The sequence below is a fragment of the Candidatus Cybelea sp. genome (genome assembly GCA_036489315.1).
In the GTDB taxonomy this organism is placed as follows: Bacteria; Vulcanimicrobiota; Vulcanimicrobiia; order Vulcanimicrobiales; family Vulcanimicrobiaceae; genus Cybelea.
This window is the reverse complement of the sequence record DASXFZ010000059.1, coordinates 17,296-38,278: the sequence shown is the minus strand read 5'-3', so window position 1 is coordinate 38,278 and position 20,983 is coordinate 17,296. Positions and strand designations below refer to the sequence as shown.

Below are 20,983 nucleotides of genomic sequence, written 5' to 3'. Positions count from 1 at the left end.
CAGGCCGTCGCGCGGCGTCGGGTAAACGCCAAGGGCCGTGACCTTCTTCCAAGCGTTTGTTTTGGCCCTGTTGCAGGGCGTGAGCGAGCTTTTTCCGGTCTCGAGCCTCGGTCATACGATCCTCGTACCGGCCTTGCTGCAGTGGCGCAACATCGATCGCACGAGCCCATCGTTTCTCGCCTTCGTCGTCGTCCTGCACCTGGGCACTGCGCTCGCGCTGCTCGTCTTTTATCGCGCGCAGTGGGCGGCGATCGTTCGCTCGCTCGTACGCAGCGTCGTCCGCGGGAGGCTCAGCGATGACCGCGACGAGCGAATTGGCTGGCTTCTGGTCGTCGGAACGATCCCGGTCGGAATCCTGGGGGTCCTACTCGAGCATCCGGTACGGCGCCTCTTCGCCCACCCGGCGACGGCCGCGCTCTTCTTGGTCGTCAACGGCCTCGTGATGTTTGCCGGCGAAGCGTTGCGCCGTCTTCAACAACGGCGCCTCGCGCGCGCCGCTAAGCCGATCGAACGGCTGAGCTATCCCGCCAGCCTCTTCATCGGGCTCGCGCAAGCAACGGCGCTGCTTCCGGGCATCTCCCGCTCGGGAAGCTCGATGGTTGCGGGATTGCTCTGCGACCTCGATCACGAGGACGCAGCGCGCTTTTCATTTCTGCTCGCAACGCCGGTGATCGGTGCGGCCGCGCTGCTGGAGATTCCGAGGCTTTTTGCGCCCGACGCGCATCTCGTGCTCGTTCAGGCGATCGCCGGCGGGATCGCAGCGGGTATCGCCGCCTATCTTTCCGTCGCGTTCTTGACGCGTTATTTCCGCTCGAACGATCTGCGCCCGTTCGGCTGGTACTGCGTAATCTTGGGTTCCGTCTGCTTCGTGCTCGCACGAAAGGGGGTCATTACATGAAAGCTCTCGCCCTCGTTTTGGCCGTCGTCTTTTTCATTCTCGGCATTCTCTACGGGATGGGCAGGATCAATTTCTTTACGGAGTCGGGAGCCGGGCATTCACATCACATCACCCACATGGTGATCTTGTGGGTGCTCGCGCTGCTCTGCCTGATCTGGGTTCGGTTTCAGAGCGCGCCGCGACGATGAAGCTCTCGCACGTCGCGCCCGATGGCAGCATCGCTATGGTCGACGTTTCGGGTAAAGAGGCGACGGTTCGTTTTGCGCGCGCGCAGGCGCTGGTGCGTTTGAACGACGCCGCGCGCGCCGCGATCCGCGACGCGGTCTTGGCAAAAGGCGACGCCTTCGTCGCGGCGCAAATAGCGGGAATCATGGCGGCCAAACGCACGGCCGAACTCATTCCGCTCGCCCATCAGCTCCCGCTGGGCAGCGTCGACGTCAGCTTCGCATGGCAGGAGAACGGCGCGCTTGCGATCGAGGCGGAGGCGAGGACGACGGCGCAAACCGGCGTCGAGATGGAGGCGATCGTCGCGGCGACGGTCGCGGCGCTGACGATCTACGACATGGCGAAGGCGCTGGACCGGGGCATAACGATCGAAGCGGTACGCCTGCTGCGCAAGACCGGCGGTAAGGATTCCTTCGATGCCGCCGGCGCCGCTGAGGACGCCCGGTGAGAAATCGCGTCGCGCTGATCGTCCTTTCCGACCGTGCCGCCTCGGGCAAGCGCCCCGACACGTGTATTGCCTTGATGAAGGAGCGCCTGGGCGGCGCCTATGAGATCGTGCGCGAGCGCGTGATGGCCGACGAGCCCGCCGCGCTGCAGGCCGAACTCATCGACCTGGCCGACGCAAACAAGGCCGATCTCGTGCTCACCAGCGGCGGAACGGGGCTCACGTCGCGCGATCGCACACCCCAGGCGACGGCCGCGATTCTCGACTATGAGGTCCCCGGAATCCCCGAAGCGATCCGAATGGTATCGTTTGCGAACGTGAAGACGGCGCTACTCTCGCGCGCGCAGGCCGGCGTTCGCCTTCGCACGTTGATCGTCAATCTTCCGGGGAGTCCAAAAGCGGTCGCCGAAGCACTGGACATCGTGCTGCCGGTGATCCCGCACGCACTGGAGCTGCTCAACGACGAGGCCGTGCACGAGTGATCAGAATCACGAGTTTCCAAGCGGCGCAGAGCTATTTGCTCGGCACGATCGACGAAGTTGTCTCGCCGCGAACCTCGTACAAGCTCGACCGAATGCAGGCCTTCCTGCGAAATCTCGGCGACCCGCACCGCGCTTATCCGACGATTCACGTCGGCGGCACGAGCGGCAAGGGATCGACCGCGACGATGATCGCATCCGCATTGCAGGCCTCCGGTAAGCGCACCGGCCTGCACACCAAGCCGCACCTTCGCTCGATGACCGAGCGCGCCCAAATCGACGGCGTCTCGATCGAAAACGAACGCTTTGCGCGGCTGCTCGCCGATTCGATGCCGGCGATCGAGCGAACGATCGCGCAGTACGGGCAGCCGACGTACTACGAAACGCTGCTGGGCCTCGCGTTTGCCTATTTTGCCGCGGAGAGGGTCGACGTCGCGGTGATCGAGGTCGGGCTCGGCGGGCGGCTCGACGGCACCAACGTGCTCGAGCCGGTCATCGCGGCGATTACCTCCGTGGGCTACGATCACGTGGAGATATTGGGAACGACGCTCGAGGCCATCGCGCTGGAAAAGGCCGGCATTGCGAAGCCCGGCGTGCCGCTGGTCGTCGGAAGCGTGCCCGAGGCGGCGCGTGCGGTCATCGAACGCTACGCCGCAGAGGTGGGTGCTCCTGTGGTGCTCGTGCGCGATGTCGTGAAGATCGGCGTCCAAAAGAGCGACGTGCACGGCGCCGTCTTGAATCTGCAAACGGCCTTCGACACGTATTCCATCGAGCTTCCGGTCCTCGGGATCTTTCAGCGCTCCAATGCAGCGACGGCGATCGCGGTATTGGAACGCCTCGGCGATCTGCGCCCGGAGCGGGAAGCGATCCGCCGCGGCTTCGCCGCCCTCACGATTCCGGGGCGCATGGAGCTGGTCCCAAGCAGACCGCCGGTGGTCTTCGACATCGCTCACAACGTTGAGAAAGCCGAAGCACTCGTCGCGTCGCTGCAAGAGAGTTTTGCCGGGCGCCGCATTCACTACGTCGTCTCGATCGGCGAATCGAAGGACGCGCGCCGGATCCTCGAGGTGCTCTCCACGCTCCCGTCCACCTTCACGTTTACTGCGTACTCGACCGCGGGACGCAAAGCGATCCCTGCATCGCGCCTTTCGACGATCGCCGAGTCGTTCGGAAGCTGGGGGCGTGCCGTCTCCGACCCGATCGAAGCGTTGACGGTCGCGCGGCGTGTCGCCGCAATCGAAGACGTCGTCGTCGTAACGGGCTCGACGTTCATCGTCGCGGGGCTTCGCGAGTGGTTCGTACCCGCGTCCGTGTGAGAGGCTCCGTGCAGCTGCGCGACGCGCAGCTGCGGTGGGGGGAACGAACCTATTTGATGGGCATCGTCAATGTCACGCCCGATTCGTTTTCGGGCGACGGCATCGAAAGCGAAGCTGCGGCCACGGAGCACGCCCTGTCGCAGCTGCGCCTGGGAGCCGACCTGCTCGACCTGGGCGGAGAGTCGACTCGCCCCGGCCACGAGCCCGTCGGCGAACGCCTGGAGATGGCGCGCGTGATTCCGGTGATCGACGCCGTGCGCCGCGCTCGTCCCAGCGCGCCGATTTCCGTCGACACGTACAAGCCCGACGTCGCGCGCGCCGCCCGAATCGCTGGGGCCGACCTGATCAACTCGGTGTGGGGAGCTCCGGCAGAGCTTCTCGACGTTGCGGCCGAGCTCGAGATGCCCATCGTGGCGATGCACAATCAAAGCACGACGCACTACGATGCGCCGGTCGTCGATGCGGTCCTGCGCTATCTCGAAGACTGCGCCGCGCGCGCGGTAGCGCGCGGAATTCCGCCCGAGCGCGTCGTTCTCGACCCGGGAATCGGCTTTGGCAAGAACGCCGAGCAGAATCTCGCCGTGCTCGCACGGCTCGATCGTCTGGTCGCACTCGGCTTTCCGACGATGATCGGCACTTCGAGAAAATCGACGATCGGGAGACTGACGGGGAGAGCGGTCGGCGATCGCGTCTACGGTACGGTTGCGACGACGGCGCTGGCAATCGCGGCCGGCATCGACATCGTTCGAGTACACGACGTCGCCGCCGCGCGCGATTCGATCGCGGTATCCGACGCGATCGTTCGGGGTTGGCGGCCCGCGAAGTGGATCGAATAACACTGCGCGGCGTGCGCGCGCTCGGACGCCATGGATGGCTGCCCGGCGAACGCGACCGCGCCCAACCCTTCGAGCTGGAGTTGAGCGTGGAGGTCGACTTGCGCGGCGCCGAGGCCCGCGACGACCTCCACGAGACGGTCGACTACGCGGCGCTGTGCCGCCGTATCAGCGGAGTGGTCGAACGCACCTCTTTTGCTTTGCTCGAGCGCCTCGCGGGCGAGGTTCTCGAGACCGTCTTCGAGGATTCCCGCATCGCGCGCGCGACGCTCACGATCTCGAAGCCCGCCATTCTCGATGGAGCGACGCCGTCGGTTACGCTTGAGCGCGGCAATCCGCATTGCGATCGGCCGTGACGGCACACCTCGCGTACGTCGGACTCGGAAGCAATCTCGGCGACCGCGCCGCTAACCTCGAGCGCGCGCGCGAAGCGCTGCGCGAGAACGGCACGATCGTGCGCAGCTCGGCGCTGTACCGAACCAAACCGTGGGGGCGTCGGGATCAACCGGACTTTTTCAACGCGGTCGTCTCGCTCGAGACCGGGTCGGGCCCCCACGAACTGCTCGACGTCTTGCGCGGGATCGAGCGGCGGTTGGGACGCGCGCCCGCCGAACGATGGGGTCCGCGCGTGATCGATCTCGACCTTCTACTCTTCGACGACCTGACGGTTTCCGAGGCGAATCTGCGTCTGCCGCACGAGCACCTGGCCGAGCGGGCGTTCGTGCTCGTTCCGCTTGCCGAGCTCGACGATCGCTTCGCAGCGATGCGCGATGCGCTCGATTCGAGCGAGCTGGCAGGCGTAACACGCCTAGGGGAACGCGGCCTTTCCAGGTCCGGCGCGGTGCCGCGTGAAAGCGATAGCCTGATGTCGAGCACAGACGCCGCAAGCGTCAGCGATCGAGTTCGCGCGCTGGCGGCGTTCTTGAGCGAAGGGGATGCCGTCCGGCTGCGTGTCCAGCGGGGCGTTGAAGAGATCGAACTTACCGCGCCGCGCCGGAGCGCGCGTCGCGGCTCGGCCGACGGTCATTCCTCCGAGGCGCCGCCGCTGCGCGTCGATACGATCAAGGCGGACCTTGTCGGAATCTTTCATTTGGGACGTCCCGCCCCGGCGGAGGGCGATCAGCTCGACGGCGATCGAGAGCTGGGTTATATTGAGGCGCTCGGAATTCGAACGCCCATTCACAGCATGGGTTCGGGGCGTCTGGTTTTGATTGCAGCCGCCGACGACGCGCCCGTCGAATATGGACAGCCACTCTTTTCCATCGCCCGAGGCTAAAGGGGCGAGAAGGATCCCGTCATTTTTCGTAAGGTACTGATTGCAAATCGCGGCGAGATCGCGCTACGAATCAATCGCGCGTGTCAGGAACTCGGTGTTTCGACCGTCGCGATCTTTTCCGAAGCTGACCGCGAATCGATGCACGTCCGGCAAGCGGACGAGGCGTTCTGCGTTGGCCCGGGTCCCGCGGGGCGTTCCTATCTCAACATTCCCAACATCATTTCAACCGCGCTGATCACCCGCTGCGACGCGATCCACCCAGGGTATGGTTTTCTTGCCGAGAACGCGCGCTTCGCCGAGATTTGCGCCGATCACGGTCTCGAGTTCATCGGACCGAAGCCGCGGGTGATCTCCCTGATGGGCGACAAAGCGACCGCGAAGCGGGTGCTGCGCGACGCCGGCGTAGCGACGACACCGGGAACCGACGTGCTCGCTTCACTCGAAGACGCCTACGCAGCGGCCGAATCGATCGGCTATCCCATCCTCCTCAAGGCGACGGCGGGCGGTGGCGGCAGAGGGATGCGGGTCGTCTCCGATCCCGGCGAGCTGCCCCGCGCCTACGCGGGCGCGACGGCGGAGGCCGAAGCGAGCTTCAAAGACGGACGGGTCTATATCGAAAAGCTGATCCGCTCCCCGCGCCACATCGAAGTCCAAGTCTTGGGGGACGAATTCGGCAACCTCGTTCACCTCGGCGAGCGGGACTGCTCGGTGCAGAAGCCGGCCCATCAGAAGATCATCGAAGAAACCCCGGCACCGCACGTGCCCGAGACGGTGCGAAACTCACTGCACGAGATGGCGTTGCGCGCTTGCCGCTCCGTCGGTTACACCAACGCGGGTACTCTTGAATTTCTGGCGGCGGGTGACGACGTGTACTTCATGGAGATGAATACGCGCATTCAGGTCGAGCACCCGGTGACCGAGATGGTCTACAACATCGATCTCGTCAAGGAGCAGATTCGAATCGCGGCGGGCGAACCGCTCGGCTACACGCAAGGCGACCTCGTCGCCCGCGGGCACGCGATCGAATGCCGGATCAATGCCGAAGACACGAATAACCATTTCGCCCCGGCTGCGGGTACCGTGACCAAGCTGGTCTTTCCAGGGGGGCCGGGAATTCGCGTCGACACGCACATGTATGCGGGGGCGACGATTCCGCCGTATTACGATTCGATGATCGCCAAAATTATTGCGTACGGAGATACCCGCGAAATCGCCATTGCGCGCATGGAGCGCGCGCTGCGCGAAACGCTCGTCGAAGGCGTACAGACGACGATCGGACTCTGTTTGGAGATTCTCGCCACCCCGCAGTTTCGCCAAGGCCGGTACGACGTCGAGTTTCTTCCCAACGAGCTCGCGCTGCGATGACGTCGCGCCGCGAAGGCCGCGAACAGGCGCTCAAGGCGCTCTATTGCGTCGTCATCGGCGATCGCGAGCCGCACGACGCGCTGCGCGAGGTCGTTGGGGAAGAGGCCGACGGCGAGCAGCGCGCTTTCGTCAAGGAGCTCACGCTGGGAACGCTCGAGTACGCGCAGGAGGCCGATCGCATCGTCAGCCCTCTCTTGGAGGGGTGGGCACTCGAGCGTCTGCCGACCATCGATCGCCTGCTGCTGGAAATGGCGACCTTTGAGATACGCTGCCGTCCGCAGACGCCGGCGGCGGTCGCGATCAACGAAGCCGTCGCGCTTGCGAAACGGTTCTCGACCGAGGATTCGGGGCGCTTTGTGAACGGAGTACTCAGTGCGGTCGTCAACGCGAAAGGGTAAGCGTCGCAGCCCGTCGATGCGCTTCCTGCGCGGCTTGGGCATCGCGGTCTTTCTCGTCGTGCTCTTTGCAGTCGGCACCGTCGCCGGGATGGTCGCCGCTTACGGGCGCAACCTTCCCGATATCAGCCGGATGGCCGACTACCAGCCGGCCAGCACGACGCGCATCTTCGCTCGCGACGGAACGCAGCTTGCGGCCGTCTACAAGGAGAATCGCGTCTGGGTGCCGCTCGCGCGCATTCCCACGGTGGTGCGCGAGGCGTTCATCGCCAATGAGGACCATAACTTTTACTCGCACCACGGCGTCGACGCCGGCGGAATCATCAGAGCGGCGTTCGCGGACCTCACGCACCAGCAGATACAGGGCGCGTCGACGATCACCCAGCAGTTGGCGCGTCGGCTCTTTCTCAGCGATCAGGTCAGTCTCTCGCGCAAGGTTCAAGAGGCGCTGCTTGCCATCGAGATCGAGCGCTACTACACGAAGGACGAGATCCTCGAACGTTACCTGAACATCATCTACCTGGGCGGGGGCGCCTACGGCGTCGACGCCGCCGCGCATACTTATTTCGGGCGCGGCCTGAGCGGACTGGGCCTCGGACAAGCGGCGATGCTGGCCGGCGTCGTGGCCGCACCCTCCGACTACTCGCCCTTTGCCAATATGGACTTGGCTCGGGAGCGCGAACGCCACGTACTCGATCGTATGGTCGAGAGCGGCTACGTCACCGCGGCGCAGGCGGATGCAGCATACGACGAGCCGCTCGGCCTGATTACAGAGCGGGCGACGGGCTTGCAGGGTTACCGCTATCCGTACTTTACGACCTACGCAATCGCGCAGCTCGAACACCTTTTCGGTGCGAGCGCCGTCGAGGAAGGCGGGCTACAGGTCTACACCACGCTGGACCAGCACATGCAAGACATCGCCCAAGACGCCGTAACGTGGGGCGTGCATCAGGCGGCCGCCGAAGGGATTGGAGCGCACGAAGCGGCGCTCGTCGCTTTGCGCCCGTCGACCGGCGAGATCCTCGCAATGGTGGGCGGCACGGGATTCTCCCTCACCAATCAGTATAATCGGGCCTGGCAGGCACGGAGACAGCCCGGCTCGTCGTTTAAGATCTACGACTACACCGCGGCGATCGATTCCGGCATGCCGGCGAGCACGATCATCGACGACACGCCGGTGAGCTATCCGATGGGAGACGGTACGCAGTGGTCGCCGCAGGATGACGATCACAGCTATATGGGCGCGATCTCGCTTCGCGAGGCTCTCACGCTTTCGCGTAACGTCGTCGCGGTCAAGCTGGCCGAGCGCGTCGGCCTCGACCGGGTCATCGACTACGCCCATCGCATGGGGATCACCGCGCCGCTGGAAGCGAACCTTTCCCTCGCGCTCGGATCGTCGGTCGTGTCCGTGCTCGATCAGGCCAGCGGCTATTCGACGCTGGCAAATCAAGGGCTGCACGTCGACGCCACACCGTTCCGCATCGTAAAAGACTCGCTGGGCAGCGTAGTCCTGGATAACCGCTATCCGACGGCAAACGACGTCGTAAGCGCCGGAACCGCCTTCATCATGACCTCGATGCTCGAAGACGTCATCAATCACGGAACCGGCTATCCCAACGCGATCATCGGGCGCCCCGCCGCCGGAAAGACGGGCACGACCTCCAACTTCCGCGATGCGTGGTTCGTCGGCTATACGCCCGATCTCGTCACCGCCGTTTGGTTGGGCAACGACGATTACACGCCGATGAATGAATCGTACGGTGGAAATATTCCCGCGCGCGTCTGGGCCCGTTTCATGAAAGCGGCGCTGGCGGGGACGCCGGCGCACGACTTCCCGTTCCCCGCCGATGAGGTTGCGAAGGTTGCGGGGTGCGGCCGCGGATACGAGTACTTCTTGAAGGGAACCGAACCGCAGTACGGTTGCGGCGGCTACACCGCGCAAATGCCCGACGACGTCTCGCAGCCGGCGACCGAAGGGCTCGCGCAGCCGACGGTGCCGCCCGCAGACGCGACGCCGCCGCCGACGCTCCCTCCGCCTCCGACGCTTCCGCCGACGCCCGCGCCACCGCTCACGGAGCCTTCACCATCCGCTCCGCCGTGACGCCGGCCAAAGTCGTCGTTACCGTCGGCGAGTTCTCAAAGCGTCTGCAGGAAGTATTCCGCCGCGTTCGCGCCTTCGATTATATTGGAATCAGCGGCGAAGTCTCGGAATGGACGCCCAGAGCGAACGGCATTTACTTCACGCTCAAGGATTCCCAGGCGGTATTGCAGTGTTTCGCCCACCATAGCCGCGCCCGAAATTTTCCACCGGTGACGCTCGGTTCGGCGGTCGTCGCTTACGGCAAGGTGCGCTTAGCCGAATGGCGCAGCCGCTACGAGCTGCTCGTCGACAGCGTCGAGTTCACCGGGATCGGCGAGCTCTTTCGCCAGTACGAGGCACTCAAAGAGCGATTTCGCGCGCTCGGATTCTTCGAGCAGAGCCGCAAACGCAAGATTCCGCGCTTTCCGAACGTCGTCGCGCTGGTTTCGGCGCGGGGTAAAGGCGCCGAAGACTTTTTGCAAACGATGAAGGCGCGCGCACCGTACGTCCGGATTCATTTCATCGAAACCAGAGTGCAAGGACTCGGCGCGGACGTCGACCTCGCCCAAGCGCTCGACAAAGCCGACGTGCTGGGCGCCGACGTCATCGTTCTGGCTCGCGGCGGCGGCTCGTACGAGGATCTATTTTCGTTCAATTGCGAGCCGGTCGTCCGGGCGATCGTCCGGACGAAAACGCCGGTCGTCACCGGGATCGGCCACACCGCGGATCACCATCTGGCCGATGAAGTTGCCGATCTCGAGTGCGAAACGCCGTCGAACGCGGCGCAGTTCATCGCGAACCTCTGGCAATCGGGCGACGAAAAACTCGCGCGCTTGCGAATCTTGCTCGACAACGGCATCGCGGAGATTCTGGCCGACCGCTCGCAGCGCGCGGATCGCGCGGACGAACTTGTCGGTCGGGCTTGGGAGCGGACGCTCATGGTGCTCCAAAGACGCGTTAGCGACGCGCAGCGCCGGGTCTCGGATCACAATCCGGTCGCTCGAGTCGGGCGCCAGGCGCGGCGTTTGACGGAATCCAGCACGCGGTTGGGCGCCTGGCCGGCGAATGCGTTCGGACAGCGCGAGCGAGCCGTCGGGACTCGGCACGAACGCCTCGCGTCCGTATCGAGGCTCGTCTTTGCGCAACGCCAGAACGCGCTCGCCCTAGCGAGAAGCCGGCTGGACTCATCCGATCCCGAGATGCCCCTGCAGCGCGGCTATGCGATCGTAACGTTCGCCGGCCGCGCGCTGCGGGACGCAGGCGACGTCGCGCCGGGAGACTCCATCGATGCGAAACTGGCGCGCGGGAGCGTCGAGGCGCGCGTGGAAACGGTGAGCCTCGATGAGTAAGGCGTCAGACCCTAAGAGCTTCGAGGCAAAGCTGGATCGAATCGATGCCATTGTCAACCTCCTTCAGAACGGCCAGCCCAGCCTCGAAGAGTCGATCGCGTTGTTCAAAGAGGGCAAGAGCCTTGCGCGCGAGTGCGAGGCGCTGCTCAAGAACGCGCAGACGCAGGTGGAAGAGGCAATGGCCGAGGCTCGTCCCTCCGAAGGTGCTGCAAACGCTGCGGAGCTCGACGGCGAACTGCCCTTCTAAGGCGGCGCTCTTAACTAACTCTCGTCGGCAGCGGTTTGCGGCATCGGCCTGAAATCGGGTTCGATGCGCCGCATAAATGCGTCGAAAAGCGGAACGGTAAAATCGATCCGCCCGTGTTCGGGGCTGTAGATCATGCCTTTTTTGATGAGCGAGTCGCGCGGCGGACCGAGCTGACGCTGCGTGCTGCCGGCAATGTCGGCGACCTCTTGCGAACTATACGGCCCCGCTCCGAGTTCGGCCATCGCTCGCAGGTAGAACCGCTCTCGCGGGCTGCAGCGCCGGTAACGGACGCTGAAGAAGCCATTGTCGAGTTTGGAAAGCGTCACCGGCTCGATTGCGTTCACGACGTCGACGTCGATGGGCGACGAGCTCGCCGCATTCCACACGTCGTAGGCGAAGAGCTGTACGAAGAACGGATACCCGCCGCTGACCGCGATGATGCGCGTTACCGCGCTCGCAGTGTAGGCGACGCGCTCGGACTTCGCCGGCACAACGATCGCCTCGCGCGCCTCGCTTTTGCTCAACGCACCGATCGGACAAAAGTTGAAGAGGCGTTCTGCGTACGATTTCGCTTCGCCCAAGCGCTGGAGAATCTGCGGCAGCCCGGTCGCTACGAAGAGTACCGGGAGCGAAAGCTGATTGATTCGATGCATCGCCATGATGATCGACGAAAGCTCGGCCTCCAATAGATACTGCGCCTCGTCGACGGCGAGGAGCACGGCCGTTTCCTGAGCGCGGGCCGCTTCGCCGATGCTGACCAATAGGGCCGTTAGGTCGACCTGAAGATCGCCGCTGTCGCCGAGGCCGCGCTCCGGCTCGACACCGATGCTAGCGCTCAGTCCGTCGAAGCCGAGGCGAACGGTGAACGACTTGAATACGCGCATTGCATGCTTGGCGAACTCGTTCACCCGCGCCGGTGTATCGAGCGAAAAGAGAATCGACTGCAGCTCGATGGCGAGTTTGTGCAGAAACGATCGCTGCTCGTCGGCCTCGAGATAGGCGACGATATAGCCGGCTCGCTTGGCATCGCCGACAAAGGAATTGAGCAGAACGGTCTTGCCCACCCCGCGCAGCCCGTAGGGGATGACGCTTTGCTCGGCGCGCCCGGCCATGACCCGCGCGAGGGTCGTTCGGAAAGCCTCGATGAGCGGTTCGCGGCCCACCAGAACGGCAGGCGGGGCTCCGGCAGTCGGAACGTACGGGTTCTTCTCCGGTTCCATCGCGCTCTAGTCTATCAAAGTCTACAGCATTTTGCGTAGATTTCTTTAGGGCCTCATGATAAAGATGCGGGCCCAAGCAGGGAAGCGACTATGAGGCAAGAGAGAAGCGTCGATGATGCGTCGACCAATAATCCTCGCTCTGCTAGCCGTCTGGTTTTTGGCGGCGGCGGTGCCGGCTTTGGCACAGACTTCGGCACCGACTTCGGCGACCGATATCGCTAAGAGCCGGCTGGAGACGATGCTGCGCAACGGTCACGCCGACCCGGCTTGGTTTAGCGCCGAGTTTCTCGCCCAGATACCCGCAAGCAAAATCGATGACGTCATCGCCAACCTCAAGAGCTCGCTCGGCGCTTTCGAAAAGGTTGAGGTCGTGCAGACGAAGTTCGTCGCGTATTTTGCAAAAGGCACCGACGACGTAACGATCCAGTTGGACGGCGACAATAAGATCGCTCTGCTGCTCTTTAAGCCGCCCGCACTCTCGGCGTGCTGATGCCGGGGTCGCGGCCGCGGCGGTGCCGGAGGTAAGGCGCGGCCGGCGCCTCCGTCTCGACGACGCCGTCGCCGAGCAGGCCGATATCTCGCGCTCGCAGGCCCGCAGCCTCATCATGGAAGGGCGCGTCACCGTCGACGGCCTCGTCGCAACGAAAGCTGGACAGAGCGTCGCGGCAGCGTCGCGGATCGAAATCGAGCGTCCGCGTCGTTTCGTCAGCCGCGGCGGCGAAAAGCTCGAGCACGCTCTGCGTAACTTCGCCATCGACGCGCGCGGCAGTCAAACGCTCGACGTCGGCGCTTCGACCGGCGGCTTTACCGATTGCCTTTTACAGCATGGCGCGGCGCACGTTACCGCGTTGGACGTCGGCTACGGCCAGCTCGACTGGCGGCTGCGAAACGATCCGCGCGTCAAAGCGATCGAGCGAACGAACTTCCGGCTTCTTCCCGACGACGCGTTTCCGGATGGTTTCGATTTGGTCGCGATCGACGCTTCGTTTATCTCGCTTCGCACGATCCTGGAGCGCGCCGTGAAGTACCTCCGCGAGGGCGGCGTCGTCGTCGCGCTCGTCAAGCCGCAGTTTGAGGCGGGGCGGGAACGCGTCGATTCGGGCGGCGTCGTCCGCCGCCGAGAGACGCATCGCGCGGTGCTGGCAGAAATTCGCGATGCGGCGCTGCACCTCGGCCTCGTGCCGGTCGGACTGCTCGCCTCGCCGTTGCTGGGGCCGGCCGGAAATCGCGAGTTCTTCCTTGAGCTGCGGCGCAGCGGAACTCCGTTCGGGGACGCACGAATCGAAGCGGTCCTCGACGAATCGTAGCACTATGACGATCCTGGCCATCGAACGCAAGGTCATCGCGCTCTTCGTCGACCGGGAGCGCGAGCACGCCCGCTCGATCGCGAACCGAGTAGCGGAAGATTTTCGAGCAGCTGGATTCGACGTGGTGGACGGCGCGCAGGACCAAAGCGCGGCGCTGCTGATCACGATCGGCGGCGACGGAACGCTGCTGCGTGCCGCGCGGTTAGCCGTCCAGCACGATCTGCCGTTATTGGGCGTCAATACCGGACGGTTGGGGTTTCTCACCGAGTTCGACGAAGACGATCCTCGACTCGGCGATCTGCCGGCGCTCGTGGAGCGGGGACTCTTCACCGACGAACGCACCGCGCTGGAGGCAGAGTACGACGACCGCCGTTATTTCGCGCTCAACGACGTCGTCGTGCGAAAGGGCGAAGTGTCGCGCATCGTCCCTTTTGGCCTGAGCGTCGACAACGGCGCCACGACTCGCATCGCTGCCGACGGAATCTGCGTCGCCACGCCCACCGGCTCGACGGCGTACTTTCTCTCCGCAGGCGGCTCGCTGATCGCTCCGACCGTCGACGCGTTTGGCGTCGTTCCGCTGTTGCCGCATACGCTGTTCTCGCGGCCGCTGATCGTCCCGACGCGGTCGAAGATCGAGATTACCTCGGGTCAGGAGAGTGCGCACGCCCATCTCGAGTGTGACGGTGAGGTGCTCAGCGAGGTCGAGCCGAGCGCCAGCGTCTTCATCCGATGCCATCCCAAGCGGGTTCGTTTCGCACGGACGGCCCCGCTGCATTTCCTCGAGCGGCTGGAAACCAAGATGCTCTGGGGTGTTTCGTTCAAAGATCCACGGCGGTAAGGAAGAGCGGCTTTTAAATGCTGCGGCGCCTCGAGATCGAGAACTACGGATTGATCGCACGAGCCGGTGTCGAGTTTTCGCCCGGCGCGACGATCTTCACCGGCGAGACCGGCTCAGGCAAGACGATGCTGCTGGGCGCCCTGGATTTCGCGCTCGGCGCGCGGGCAGGGGCCGATATCGTCGGACGCGCGGCGCGCAAGGCCGGCGTGACGATCGCCTTCGATCCCGGGAGTGCGCTGCGCGCGCGCCTGGAAGCCGACGGCTTCGAACTCGACGCTGGGGAAGAGGGCAGCATCGCGCGCGAGATGACCGATGCCGGGCGATCGAGCGTGCGCGTCAACGGGCGCGCCGCGACCGCCGGCTACGTCCGTGAGCTGGCCGAGGCGATCGCCGAAATCGTCGGGCAGCACGAAGCGCAGCACCTCGTCTCTCCCGCGTATCACTTAGAGCTTCTCGACCGGTTCGCCGGCGAGGAGGCGCGCAAGCTGCGCGAGGCGACCGCAGACGCCTACCGGCTCTACGATGAAGCGGGGCGATCGCTCGAACGTCTGACGCGCGACGACGCTGACGCGCGCGTACGCTACGACGAAGCCTTGTTCATCGTCCGCGAGGTCGAAGAGGCGCGCATCGATGGCGCCGAACTCGAGCGGATCGCAGGGCGGCGCGCCTATCTCGACAACGTCGAGCGCATCGCGACGGCGCTGAGCGCGGCTGCCAATGCGCTGTCGCAGGAGGAGCCGGGGGCGACCAACGCGCTCGGTGCCGCCGCAGCAGCGCTGGCGAGCGTCGCGAAGTTCGGCGACGAGCTTCGGGCAATGGCGCAGCGTGCTGCGGCACTGCAGAGCGAGGCCGGCGAGCTTGCTGCCGACGTCGCGCGCGCACTCGAAGCCACCGAGTTCGATCCCAGCGAGCTCGAGACGATCAACGCGCGGCTCGCGCTGCTGCAGCGGCTCGCGCGGCTTTATGGGGGAAATCTCGACGAGGTTATCGCGCGAGCGCGAGCTGCACGCCGGACGATCGAGGAGTTCGAAAACCGTGACGAGCTGCTGGAGCGCGCGCGCAGCGAAATGGCCGGCGCGTCGCGTGAGCTCGAGCGTCTCGCGGCCGCCCTGCGCAAGGTGCGGCAGAAGGCCGCGAACGAACTCGTGAAACGCGTGCTCGGGGAGCTAGGTGAAATTGCGCTCGGATCGGCACGCTTCGATATCGGCTTGCAGCCTGCGGAGAGAATCGGCCCGGCGGGAGGCGATCGCGTCGAGTTTCTCTTTGCCGCCAACGCCGGCGAGGCGCCGAGGCCGATCGCCCGCGTTGCTTCCGGGGGCGAACTCTCGCGCGTTCTGCTTGCGCTCGTCGTCGCGCAGGCGGAGCGTTCGCCGGCAGCGCTGATCTTCGACGAAATCGATGCCGGTATCGGCGGCGCGACGGCGGCGGCCGTCGGCGAACGCATCGGTCAGCTTGCGCGGCGTGGCCAGGTCGTCTGCGTAACCCATCTGGCGCAGATCGCCACCTTCGCGAACCGCCACTACGTTCTCGACAAGCTGGAGCGCAAAGGAGAGACGACGATCGGGGTGCGCGAGCTCGCAGGGACCAAGCAGCGAGAGGCGGAGGTCGCGCGAATGCTCTCCGGCGAGACGCACGAAACTGCGCTGCGGCACGCCCGCGCGCTCCTCGTGCGCAGCCGCAACGCCGCTAAGGAATCTGGTGGATCTTGAGCACGTTGGTACCACCCGAGCCGACGGGCATGCCGGTGGTGAACGCGATTTGCTCGCCCTGGCGAACGAGGCCGGCTTTGAGCATCTGGCGCTCGGTCATATAGAGCAAGACCTCGATCGACGCGTACGAGTCGATCATGATTGCCTCGGTGCCCCACAGCAGCGCCAGGCGCCGCGCGACGCGCGGTTCGGGAGTGAGCGCGACGATGTGCGCCTGCGGTCGAAAAGCCGCTATGTGGTGGGCGGTATTTCCGGTCGTGGTACCGGTGACGATGTAGGGAATCTTCAGCTCGGCGCTGGCGCGAGTCGCGGCTTCAGCGATCGACGAGGCAACCGTCGGCGCGAAGTTCTCCAGCCGGCGATCGCGCAGCGCCGCGTGCGGATAGTGGCGCTCGACTTCGCGGGCGATTTGCGCCATCATGCGGACTGCGTGGATCGGGTAGGCGCCAATCGCCGTTTCGCCCGAGAGCATCACGGCGTCGGTACCGTCGAGAATGGCATTGGCGACGTCGGTCGCCTCCGCGCGGGTGGGACGCGGTGCCGCCATCATCGATTCGAGCATCTGCGTCGCCGTGACGACCGGCTTGCTCGCGCGATTGCACTTTGCGATGATCTCTTTCTGAATGATCGGCACTGTTTCGATCGGCACTTCGGTTCCGAGATCGCCGCGCGCGACCATGATACCGTCCGCGCTTTCGATGATGCTGTCGAGCTCGGCGAGCGCCTCGTGCTTTTCGATCTTGGCAATTACGGGCACGCGTTGGCCGCGCTGCGCGATGAAGTGCTTGACGCTTTCGACATCCGACGCCGATCTCACGAACGAGATCGCGACATAGTCGACGCCGTGATCCAGTCCAAAGGCGAGATACTCGAAGTCGCGCGGCGTCACCGACGTGATATTGAGCGAACCTTCGCAGTAGCTGATGCCCTGCGAGGGACGAAGATCGCCGCCGACTTCGACGGTCGTCTCGATGTCGTCGGCGCTCTTACCGGTGATGAGAAGTAGAATCTGACCGTCTTGCAGATAGAGATGCTTGCCGATCTCGACGTCGGCGGGTAAATCCTGATAGGTCGTGCCGACCCGCTCGCGCGATCCGGCTACGGATTCGGCGGTGATGATGAAGCGGTCGCCGCGCTCGAGCCGAACCGACGACAAGCCGTCGGCGAGCGGACCCGTGCGCACCTTCGGCCCGGGCAAATCCTGAAGAACGGCCGTGTGGATGCCCAGTTCGGCCGAAATCTCCCGCGCGGAACGGATAACCGCGGCGTGCTCTTGCGGTTTTCCGTGCGAGAAGTTCAAACGAAGGACGTTCGCGCCGCTAAGAAAGAGTGAGCGGAGCGTCGCGGGGTCCTGCGACGCCGGTCCGACAGTCGCGACGATCTTCGTACGTTTTTTAATGATCGGTTCCATCAACCGCGCAGGCTTGTGCGCCGGAGCCGGCAGGCTCCTGCGTTCGGTTAAGCGCACTTAAGGCGTCGTCGTGAAGTTCACGCGAGATTCGCGCGACCGCCGCTATCCCGAGCGACTGACGGGCAGCTTTCTCGCGTCGCTGCTGATCCACGCGCTGCTCGCCTTACTGCTCTTCACCGTGCTCGTCAGCTCTTCGGAGCAAGGAGCGAACGAGAACGTCCAAGGCGGGGAAGTCGTCACGGTTTCGCGGACGTCGCCGGTCGTCGTGGCAAATCAGCCCGCAGCGACTCACGCCGCCGTGCCGGTACCGCACGTGCGCGTGATCGCGCCGCCGCAGCACGCGCCCCTGGCCGTACCGCAGTCGCAGCGCCAGCCCACGAACCGTCACGAGCTGGCGAAGACGGCGCCCAGCGCGCCGCCGAACCCGCAGCCGATACCGCAAACCACGCCTCAGCCCAACCCCGAGCCGACGCAAAACGTCTTTGAGACTAAGCCCTCCAACGAAATCCCGGCAGCCCCGATCAACGTGCCGACGGTGGCGCCGGTCGCGGTTGCCGTGAAGGCCCCACCGACCGCCGCCCCCTCGCCTTCACCCTCGACGGCGCCCGTCGAGCATCCGTCGCCACGGCCGCCCGCGCCGACCGCCCGTCCGAGTGCGAGGCCGGCGACGCCGGCTCCAGTACTCCCCAAGGCATCGCCGAGCCCGGCAGCCGTCGCCCGAGCCAGTACAGCGCCGGTCAGCGGCGTGCCCAGCCCGAGCCCAACGAGCACCGCGGCCGTGGCGCACACGGCGGGGACGGCGCCGAAGCCGGCGCCGAGTGGGGCCGCCGCCTCACCGGGGCCGCGCGAAGGCACCGGGCCAAAGCCGCAGAACGCGGCGAACCGTCCGATCGCGGTGCGCCCGACGGCATCGCCCGGCCCGCGGCCGACGGCCGCTCCAAAGAAACAGCGGAACGCGCCGAACATCAACGCCAAGCTGCGCGCGCTGCTGCCGAACAACCCGGTGCATCCCACCGTCGGTACCTACACGCCGAGTTACTCGCTGCGCGGCCGTCTGGAGCCGACGCCTCCGCCGGAGGTGCTCGCGAAGACGCAATACATGTACGAGGTGAAGGGTACCGGCAACGAGGCGCGCGTGAAAATGTGGGTGGTAGCGGCGCGTAAAGCCGGCCCGACGACGATCTGTACGGGTTGGCTCGTTAGATATCCACAGGCAGTGCGCGGCGGATATGCCGAACAAGCGACCTCGGGCAACGTTCAGAGCAACGTTCACGCGGGGCCGGCAAACGGAACGCAGATTTCGGTCGGCGGGGGCGGCGCAAGCGGCGAACCTCTCTCGCCATTTGCCGCCGGCGTCGCGCCGATCGTAGACGGCATGGTTTCACAGCCGTGCGACGGACGGCTCCTGGTACGATACGCACCGTCGCCCGCTCCGTCGCCGTAGCCTGCTGCGTTTCCCTCTTGAAACGCGACATAAGTCGCACTACAATTGCGTTGTGCCGGAAAAGGCCGGCACGATTTGTCGGTACGAAGGAGGGCGGTTGGAACCGCAAAATCCGCCGGGCTACCGAGCCCGCGAAAAACGCGCCGACTGAGGGCGCCCAAAGCGCGCCCACGACGGCCGGACGATTTCCGGCGGCGCGCCAGTCGTACGATAGAAAACAGAGCGAGGGACCGCGCCCACGTGGGGTTGCGGTCCGTCGCTGTTTTCGGTATTGTTAAGGACGGAGTTAGAGGAGCGTGGGTTCGTCCCGCGCTTCGCTGCTTCAAGAGAGCAATTTGACGGCAACAATGAAAGCGGAGATTGCAGCGGCTTTCGAACGCGAGCTGGATGCGATTGCACACGACAAGAGCTTTGGCTCGCTCGAAATCGTTGCGCACCATGCGCGTTCGGTACGCGGAGCCCCCGAACTCAGCGTAACCATCGACGCCCCGGGCGGTGCGGATCTCGCGCTCTGCGAGCGCCTCGCCGCACGCCTTAATGCGAATCTCGCCGCGATCGACTCGGGGTACAGTCTCGTCGTCGAGTCGGCCGGTCTCGATCGGCCGTTGGTTCGTCCGGGCGACTACGAGCGTTTTGCGGGCGAGCGCGCGCGCATCGTGACGTCGCTCGCCGTCAACGGAAGCAAGACGCATCGTGGAATGCTGCGCGGGCTGCGGGGAGAGAGCGCCGTGCTCCAAACCGACCGCGGCGAACTGCTGCTGCCGCTGGCGGCCGTAAAATCGGCAAATCTCGAATATGACGCTCGCCTCGATTTACAACGCGATAAACAACGACGGAAACAAGGACATGGCTACGATAGACCACACCGGAACTGAAGATAAACTCATCGACGTCCTGCAGTTCATCGCGCGGGAACGCAACATCTCGTTTGAGATGCTGCTCGAGGCGCTGGAAGCAGCGTTGCTGACGGCGTACAAGCGTCACTTTGGCAGCGAGTCGAACGCGATCGTGATCGTCGACCGGCAGAGCGGCGCGTATCGCGTCTATCATCGCCGCAACGTCGTCGAGGAAGTCGAAGATCCCAAGCTCGAGATTTCGGCGAAGCGGGCCGGCAGTCCGTACCAGGTCGGCGACTTCTACGACGAGGAAGTGACGCCGAAAGACTTCGGCCGGATCGCGGCCCAGACGGCAAAGCAAGTGATCGTCCAGCGCATTCGTGAAGCAGAACGCGACACGGTCTACAACAAATACGTCCGCAAGCTCAACGATCTCGTGACCGGAACGGTACAGCGCTACGAGCAGCGCAACATGTATGTGACGCTCGAGGGACGCGATGAGGCGGTCATGTACCTCGACGAGCAAGTTCCCGGCGAAGCCTATCGCATCAACGATTTCATCCGGGCGTACGTTCTCGACGTCAAGAAGTCGCCGAAGGGACCGCAAGTGATCCTCTCGCGTGCGGCAGAGGGACTCGTGCAGCGGCTGCTCGAGTTGGAAGTTCCGGAAATTGCCGACGGGACCGTGGAGATCATGGCCATCGCGCGCGACCCCGGCGGCCGCTCGAAGGTGGCGGTGAAGAGCAATCGGCCCGAAGTCGATCCGATCGGCGCGTGCCTCGGTCCGAAGTCGAGCCGGATTGCCAACGTCACCGACAATCTGCGGGGGGAGAAGGTCGACATCATCCGCTACGATCCAACGCCGGCGACCTTTATCATGAACGCATTAGCACCCGCAAAGGTGATCGGCGTAGAGCTTTTCGAGGACGACAGCGTCGCGCTGGTCATCGTTCCCGATTATCAGCTCTCGCTCGCCATCGGGCGCGACGGACAGAACGTGCGCCTTGCCGCGCGGCTGACCGGCTGGCGCCTGGATATCGCGAGCGAAACTGAGTCGCCTGCGCTTCGCGAGCGGTACCTCGCAGAGCGAGCCGAGCGTGTTTCGTCAGGCACCGCCCCCGAGGCCGTCGAGGCCGGCGCGGGACCGGCAGAGGGTGAAGAGATCGACGCCGAGCTCATTCGCCGGCTCGAGGAGTTCCGCCGTGAGCGGCTCGGGGACGGCGAAGCATAAGCCGGTCCGCACCTGCGTCGGCTGCCGGCAGCGATTCGCTCAAGCGGAGCTCAAGCGGTACGTGCGGACGGCTGCCGGC

General features: G+C 64.9%; 22 protein-coding genes. 20 read left to right on the top strand and 2 right to left on the bottom strand.

The features are described 5' to 3' along the window. Nucleotides 1-37 precede the first annotated feature (37 nt). Genes VGG51_13170 through xseB form a run of 13 tightly spaced genes read left to right on the top strand, consistent with a single transcriptional unit; the run spans nt 38 to nt 10,908 of the window. Nucleotides 38-898: an undecaprenyl-diphosphate phosphatase gene (locus VGG51_13170; GenBank protein HEY1883981.1), complete on the top strand. Its 861-nt coding sequence runs from the start codon at nt 38-40 to the stop codon at nt 896-898. Next, on the top strand, nt 895-1,086 hold the full coding sequence (locus VGG51_13165) for a hypothetical protein (GenBank protein HEY1883980.1): 192 nt from the start codon (nt 895-897) through the stop codon (nt 1,084-1,086). The genes VGG51_13170 and VGG51_13165 overlap by 4 nt, the downstream gene beginning before the upstream one ends. Beyond that, nucleotides 1,083-1,571 (top strand): cyclic pyranopterin monophosphate synthase MoaC, encoded by a 489-nt coding sequence (gene moaC, locus VGG51_13160; protein ID HEY1883979.1) that lies wholly within the window; start codon nt 1,083-1,085, stop codon nt 1,569-1,571. The genes VGG51_13165 and moaC overlap by 4 nt, the downstream gene beginning before the upstream one ends. After that, nucleotides 1,568-2,050, top strand: a complete 483-nt coding sequence (locus VGG51_13155) for a MogA/MoaB family molybdenum cofactor biosynthesis protein (GenBank protein ID HEY1883978.1) — start codon at nt 1,568-1,570, stop codon at nt 2,048-2,050. The genes moaC and VGG51_13155 overlap by 4 nt, the downstream gene beginning before the upstream one ends. Next, complete coding sequence (locus VGG51_13150; protein HEY1883977.1) at nt 2,047-3,363, top strand: folylpolyglutamate synthase/dihydrofolate synthase family protein; 1,317 nt, start codon at nt 2,047-2,049, stop codon at nt 3,361-3,363. Before VGG51_13155 ends, VGG51_13150 begins: the two co-directional genes overlap by 4 nt. Then, nucleotides 3,360-4,199, top strand: a complete 840-nt coding sequence (folP, locus tag VGG51_13145; protein HEY1883976.1) for a dihydropteroate synthase — start codon at nt 3,360-3,362, stop codon at nt 4,197-4,199. Before VGG51_13150 ends, folP begins: the two co-directional genes overlap by 4 nt. Next, nucleotides 4,187-4,552, top strand: a complete 366-nt coding sequence (gene folB / locus VGG51_13140; protein HEY1883975.1) for a dihydroneopterin aldolase — start codon at nt 4,187-4,189, stop codon at nt 4,550-4,552. Before folP ends, folB begins: the two co-directional genes overlap by 13 nt. Further along, complete coding sequence (gene folK, locus VGG51_13135; GenBank protein ID HEY1883974.1) at nt 4,549-5,472, top strand: 2-amino-4-hydroxy-6-hydroxymethyldihydropteridine diphosphokinase; 924 nt, start codon at nt 4,549-4,551, stop codon at nt 5,470-5,472. Before folB ends, folK begins: the two co-directional genes overlap by 4 nt. A gap of 21 nt (nt 5,473-5,493) precedes the next feature. Next, nucleotides 5,494-6,837: an acetyl-CoA carboxylase biotin carboxylase subunit gene (gene accC / locus VGG51_13130; GenBank protein ID HEY1883973.1), complete on the top strand. Its 1,344-nt coding sequence runs from the start codon at nt 5,494-5,496 to the stop codon at nt 6,835-6,837. Beyond that, a complete protein-coding gene (gene nusB / locus VGG51_13125) occupies nt 6,834-7,235 on the top strand; it encodes a transcription antitermination factor NusB (protein HEY1883972.1) in 402 nt (133 codons plus the stop codon). Before accC ends, nusB begins: the two co-directional genes overlap by 4 nt. Next, the gene (locus tag VGG51_13120) at nt 7,210-9,333 is read left to right on the top strand and encodes a PBP1A family penicillin-binding protein (GenBank protein HEY1883971.1); all 2,124 of its coding nucleotides are present in this window, start codon (nt 7,210-7,212) and stop codon (nt 9,331-9,333) included. Before nusB ends, VGG51_13120 begins: the two co-directional genes overlap by 26 nt. Next, nucleotides 9,330-10,661, top strand: a complete 1,332-nt coding sequence (xseA, locus tag VGG51_13115) for an exodeoxyribonuclease VII large subunit (protein ID HEY1883970.1) — start codon at nt 9,330-9,332, stop codon at nt 10,659-10,661. Before VGG51_13120 ends, xseA begins: the two co-directional genes overlap by 4 nt. Beyond that, nucleotides 10,654-10,908 carry an exodeoxyribonuclease VII small subunit gene (gene xseB / locus VGG51_13110; GenBank protein HEY1883969.1) on the top strand — a complete coding sequence of 85 codons (255 nt, stop codon included), beginning with the start codon at nt 10,654-10,656 and terminating at the stop codon, nt 10,906-10,908. The genes xseA and xseB overlap by 8 nt, the downstream gene beginning before the upstream one ends. 14 nt (nt 10,909-10,922) lie before the next feature. Here xseB and VGG51_13105 read toward each other — a convergent pair whose 3' ends face one another. Then, a complete protein-coding gene (locus VGG51_13105; protein HEY1883968.1) occupies nt 10,923-12,128 on the bottom strand; it encodes an ATP-binding protein in 1,206 nt (401 codons plus the stop codon). A gap of 112 nt (nt 12,129-12,240) precedes the next feature. On the opposite strand from VGG51_13105, the gene VGG51_13100 reads away from it, so the two are divergent. The 4 genes from VGG51_13100 to recN are packed head-to-tail and all read left to right on the top strand — an operon-like array spanning nt 12,241 to nt 15,982. After that, a complete protein-coding gene (locus VGG51_13100) occupies nt 12,241-12,618 on the top strand; it encodes a hypothetical protein (protein ID HEY1883967.1) in 378 nt (125 codons plus the stop codon). A gap of 22 nt (nt 12,619-12,640) precedes the next feature. Further along, entirely contained in the window at nt 12,641-13,435 is a 795-nt protein-coding gene (locus tag VGG51_13095; protein ID HEY1883966.1) for a TlyA family RNA methyltransferase, read from the top strand. Nucleotides 13,436-13,439: 4 nt separating this feature from the next. Further along, a complete protein-coding gene (locus VGG51_13090; GenBank protein HEY1883965.1) occupies nt 13,440-14,273 on the top strand; it encodes an NAD(+)/NADH kinase in 834 nt (277 codons plus the stop codon). Between the two features lie 17 nt (nt 14,274-14,290). Continuing rightward, nucleotides 14,291-15,982, top strand: a complete 1,692-nt coding sequence (recN, locus tag VGG51_13085) for a DNA repair protein RecN (protein ID HEY1883964.1) — start codon at nt 14,291-14,293, stop codon at nt 15,980-15,982. Here the strand turns inward: recN and pyk are convergent. Then, nucleotides 15,960-17,393 carry a pyruvate kinase gene (pyk, locus tag VGG51_13080; GenBank protein HEY1883963.1) on the bottom strand — a complete coding sequence of 478 codons (1,434 nt, stop codon included), beginning with the start codon at nt 17,391-17,393 and terminating at the stop codon, nt 15,960-15,962. The two genes, recN and pyk, sit on opposite strands and share 23 nt — an antisense overlap. 70 nt (nt 17,394-17,463) lie before the next feature. Between pyk and VGG51_13075 the strand changes: the two genes are divergently transcribed. The 3 genes from VGG51_13075 to nusA all read left to right on the top strand — a co-directional run bounded on the left by VGG51_13075 (nt 17,464) and on the right by nusA (nt 20,904). Next, a complete protein-coding gene (locus tag VGG51_13075) occupies nt 17,464-18,837 on the top strand; it encodes a hypothetical protein (GenBank protein HEY1883962.1) in 1,374 nt (457 codons plus the stop codon). Nucleotides 18,838-19,184: 347 nt separating this feature from the next. Beyond that, on the top strand, nt 19,185-19,712 hold the full coding sequence (locus tag VGG51_13070; GenBank protein HEY1883961.1) for a hypothetical protein: 528 nt from the start codon (nt 19,185-19,187) through the stop codon (nt 19,710-19,712). Beyond that, nucleotides 19,684-20,904 (top strand): transcription termination factor NusA, encoded by a 1,221-nt coding sequence (nusA, locus tag VGG51_13065; GenBank protein HEY1883960.1) that lies wholly within the window; start codon nt 19,684-19,686, stop codon nt 20,902-20,904. The genes VGG51_13070 and nusA overlap by 29 nt, the downstream gene beginning before the upstream one ends. The last annotated feature ends 79 nt before the right edge of the window (nt 20,905-20,983 follow it).

Excerpts from the sequence above, each read along its gene's own strand:
- pyk (HEY1883963.1), bottom strand. The coding sequence starts at position 17,393 with ATGGAACCGATCATTAAAAAACGTACGAAGATCGTCGCGACTGTCGGA.
- VGG51_13070 (HEY1883961.1), top strand. The coding sequence starts at position 19,185 with ATGAAAGCGGAGATTGCAGCGGCTTTCGAACGCGAGCTGGATGCGATT.
- moaC (HEY1883979.1), top strand. The coding sequence starts at position 1,083 with ATGAAGCTCTCGCACGTCGCGCCCGATGGCAGCATCGCTATGGTCGAC.
- VGG51_13100 (HEY1883967.1), top strand. The coding sequence starts at position 12,241 with ATGATGCGTCGACCAATAATCCTCGCTCTGCTAGCCGTCTGGTTTTTG.
- recN (HEY1883964.1), top strand. The coding sequence starts at position 14,291 with ATGCTGCGGCGCCTCGAGATCGAGAACTACGGATTGATCGCACGAGCC.
- nusA (HEY1883960.1), top strand. The coding sequence starts at position 19,684 with ATGGCTACGATAGACCACACCGGAACTGAAGATAAACTCATCGACGTC.
- VGG51_13165 (HEY1883980.1), top strand. The coding sequence starts at position 895 with ATGAAAGCTCTCGCCCTCGTTTTGGCCGTCGTCTTTTTCATTCTCGGC.
- nusB (HEY1883972.1), top strand. The coding sequence starts at position 6,834 with ATGACGTCGCGCCGCGAAGGCCGCGAACAGGCGCTCAAGGCGCTCTAT.
- xseB (HEY1883969.1), top strand. The coding sequence starts at position 10,654 with ATGAGTAAGGCGTCAGACCCTAAGAGCTTCGAGGCAAAGCTGGATCGA.
- VGG51_13105 (HEY1883968.1), bottom strand. The coding sequence starts at position 12,128 with ATGGAACCGGAGAAGAACCCGTACGTTCCGACTGCCGGAGCCCCGCCT.
- VGG51_13090 (HEY1883965.1), top strand. The coding sequence starts at position 13,440 with ATGACGATCCTGGCCATCGAACGCAAGGTCATCGCGCTCTTCGTCGAC.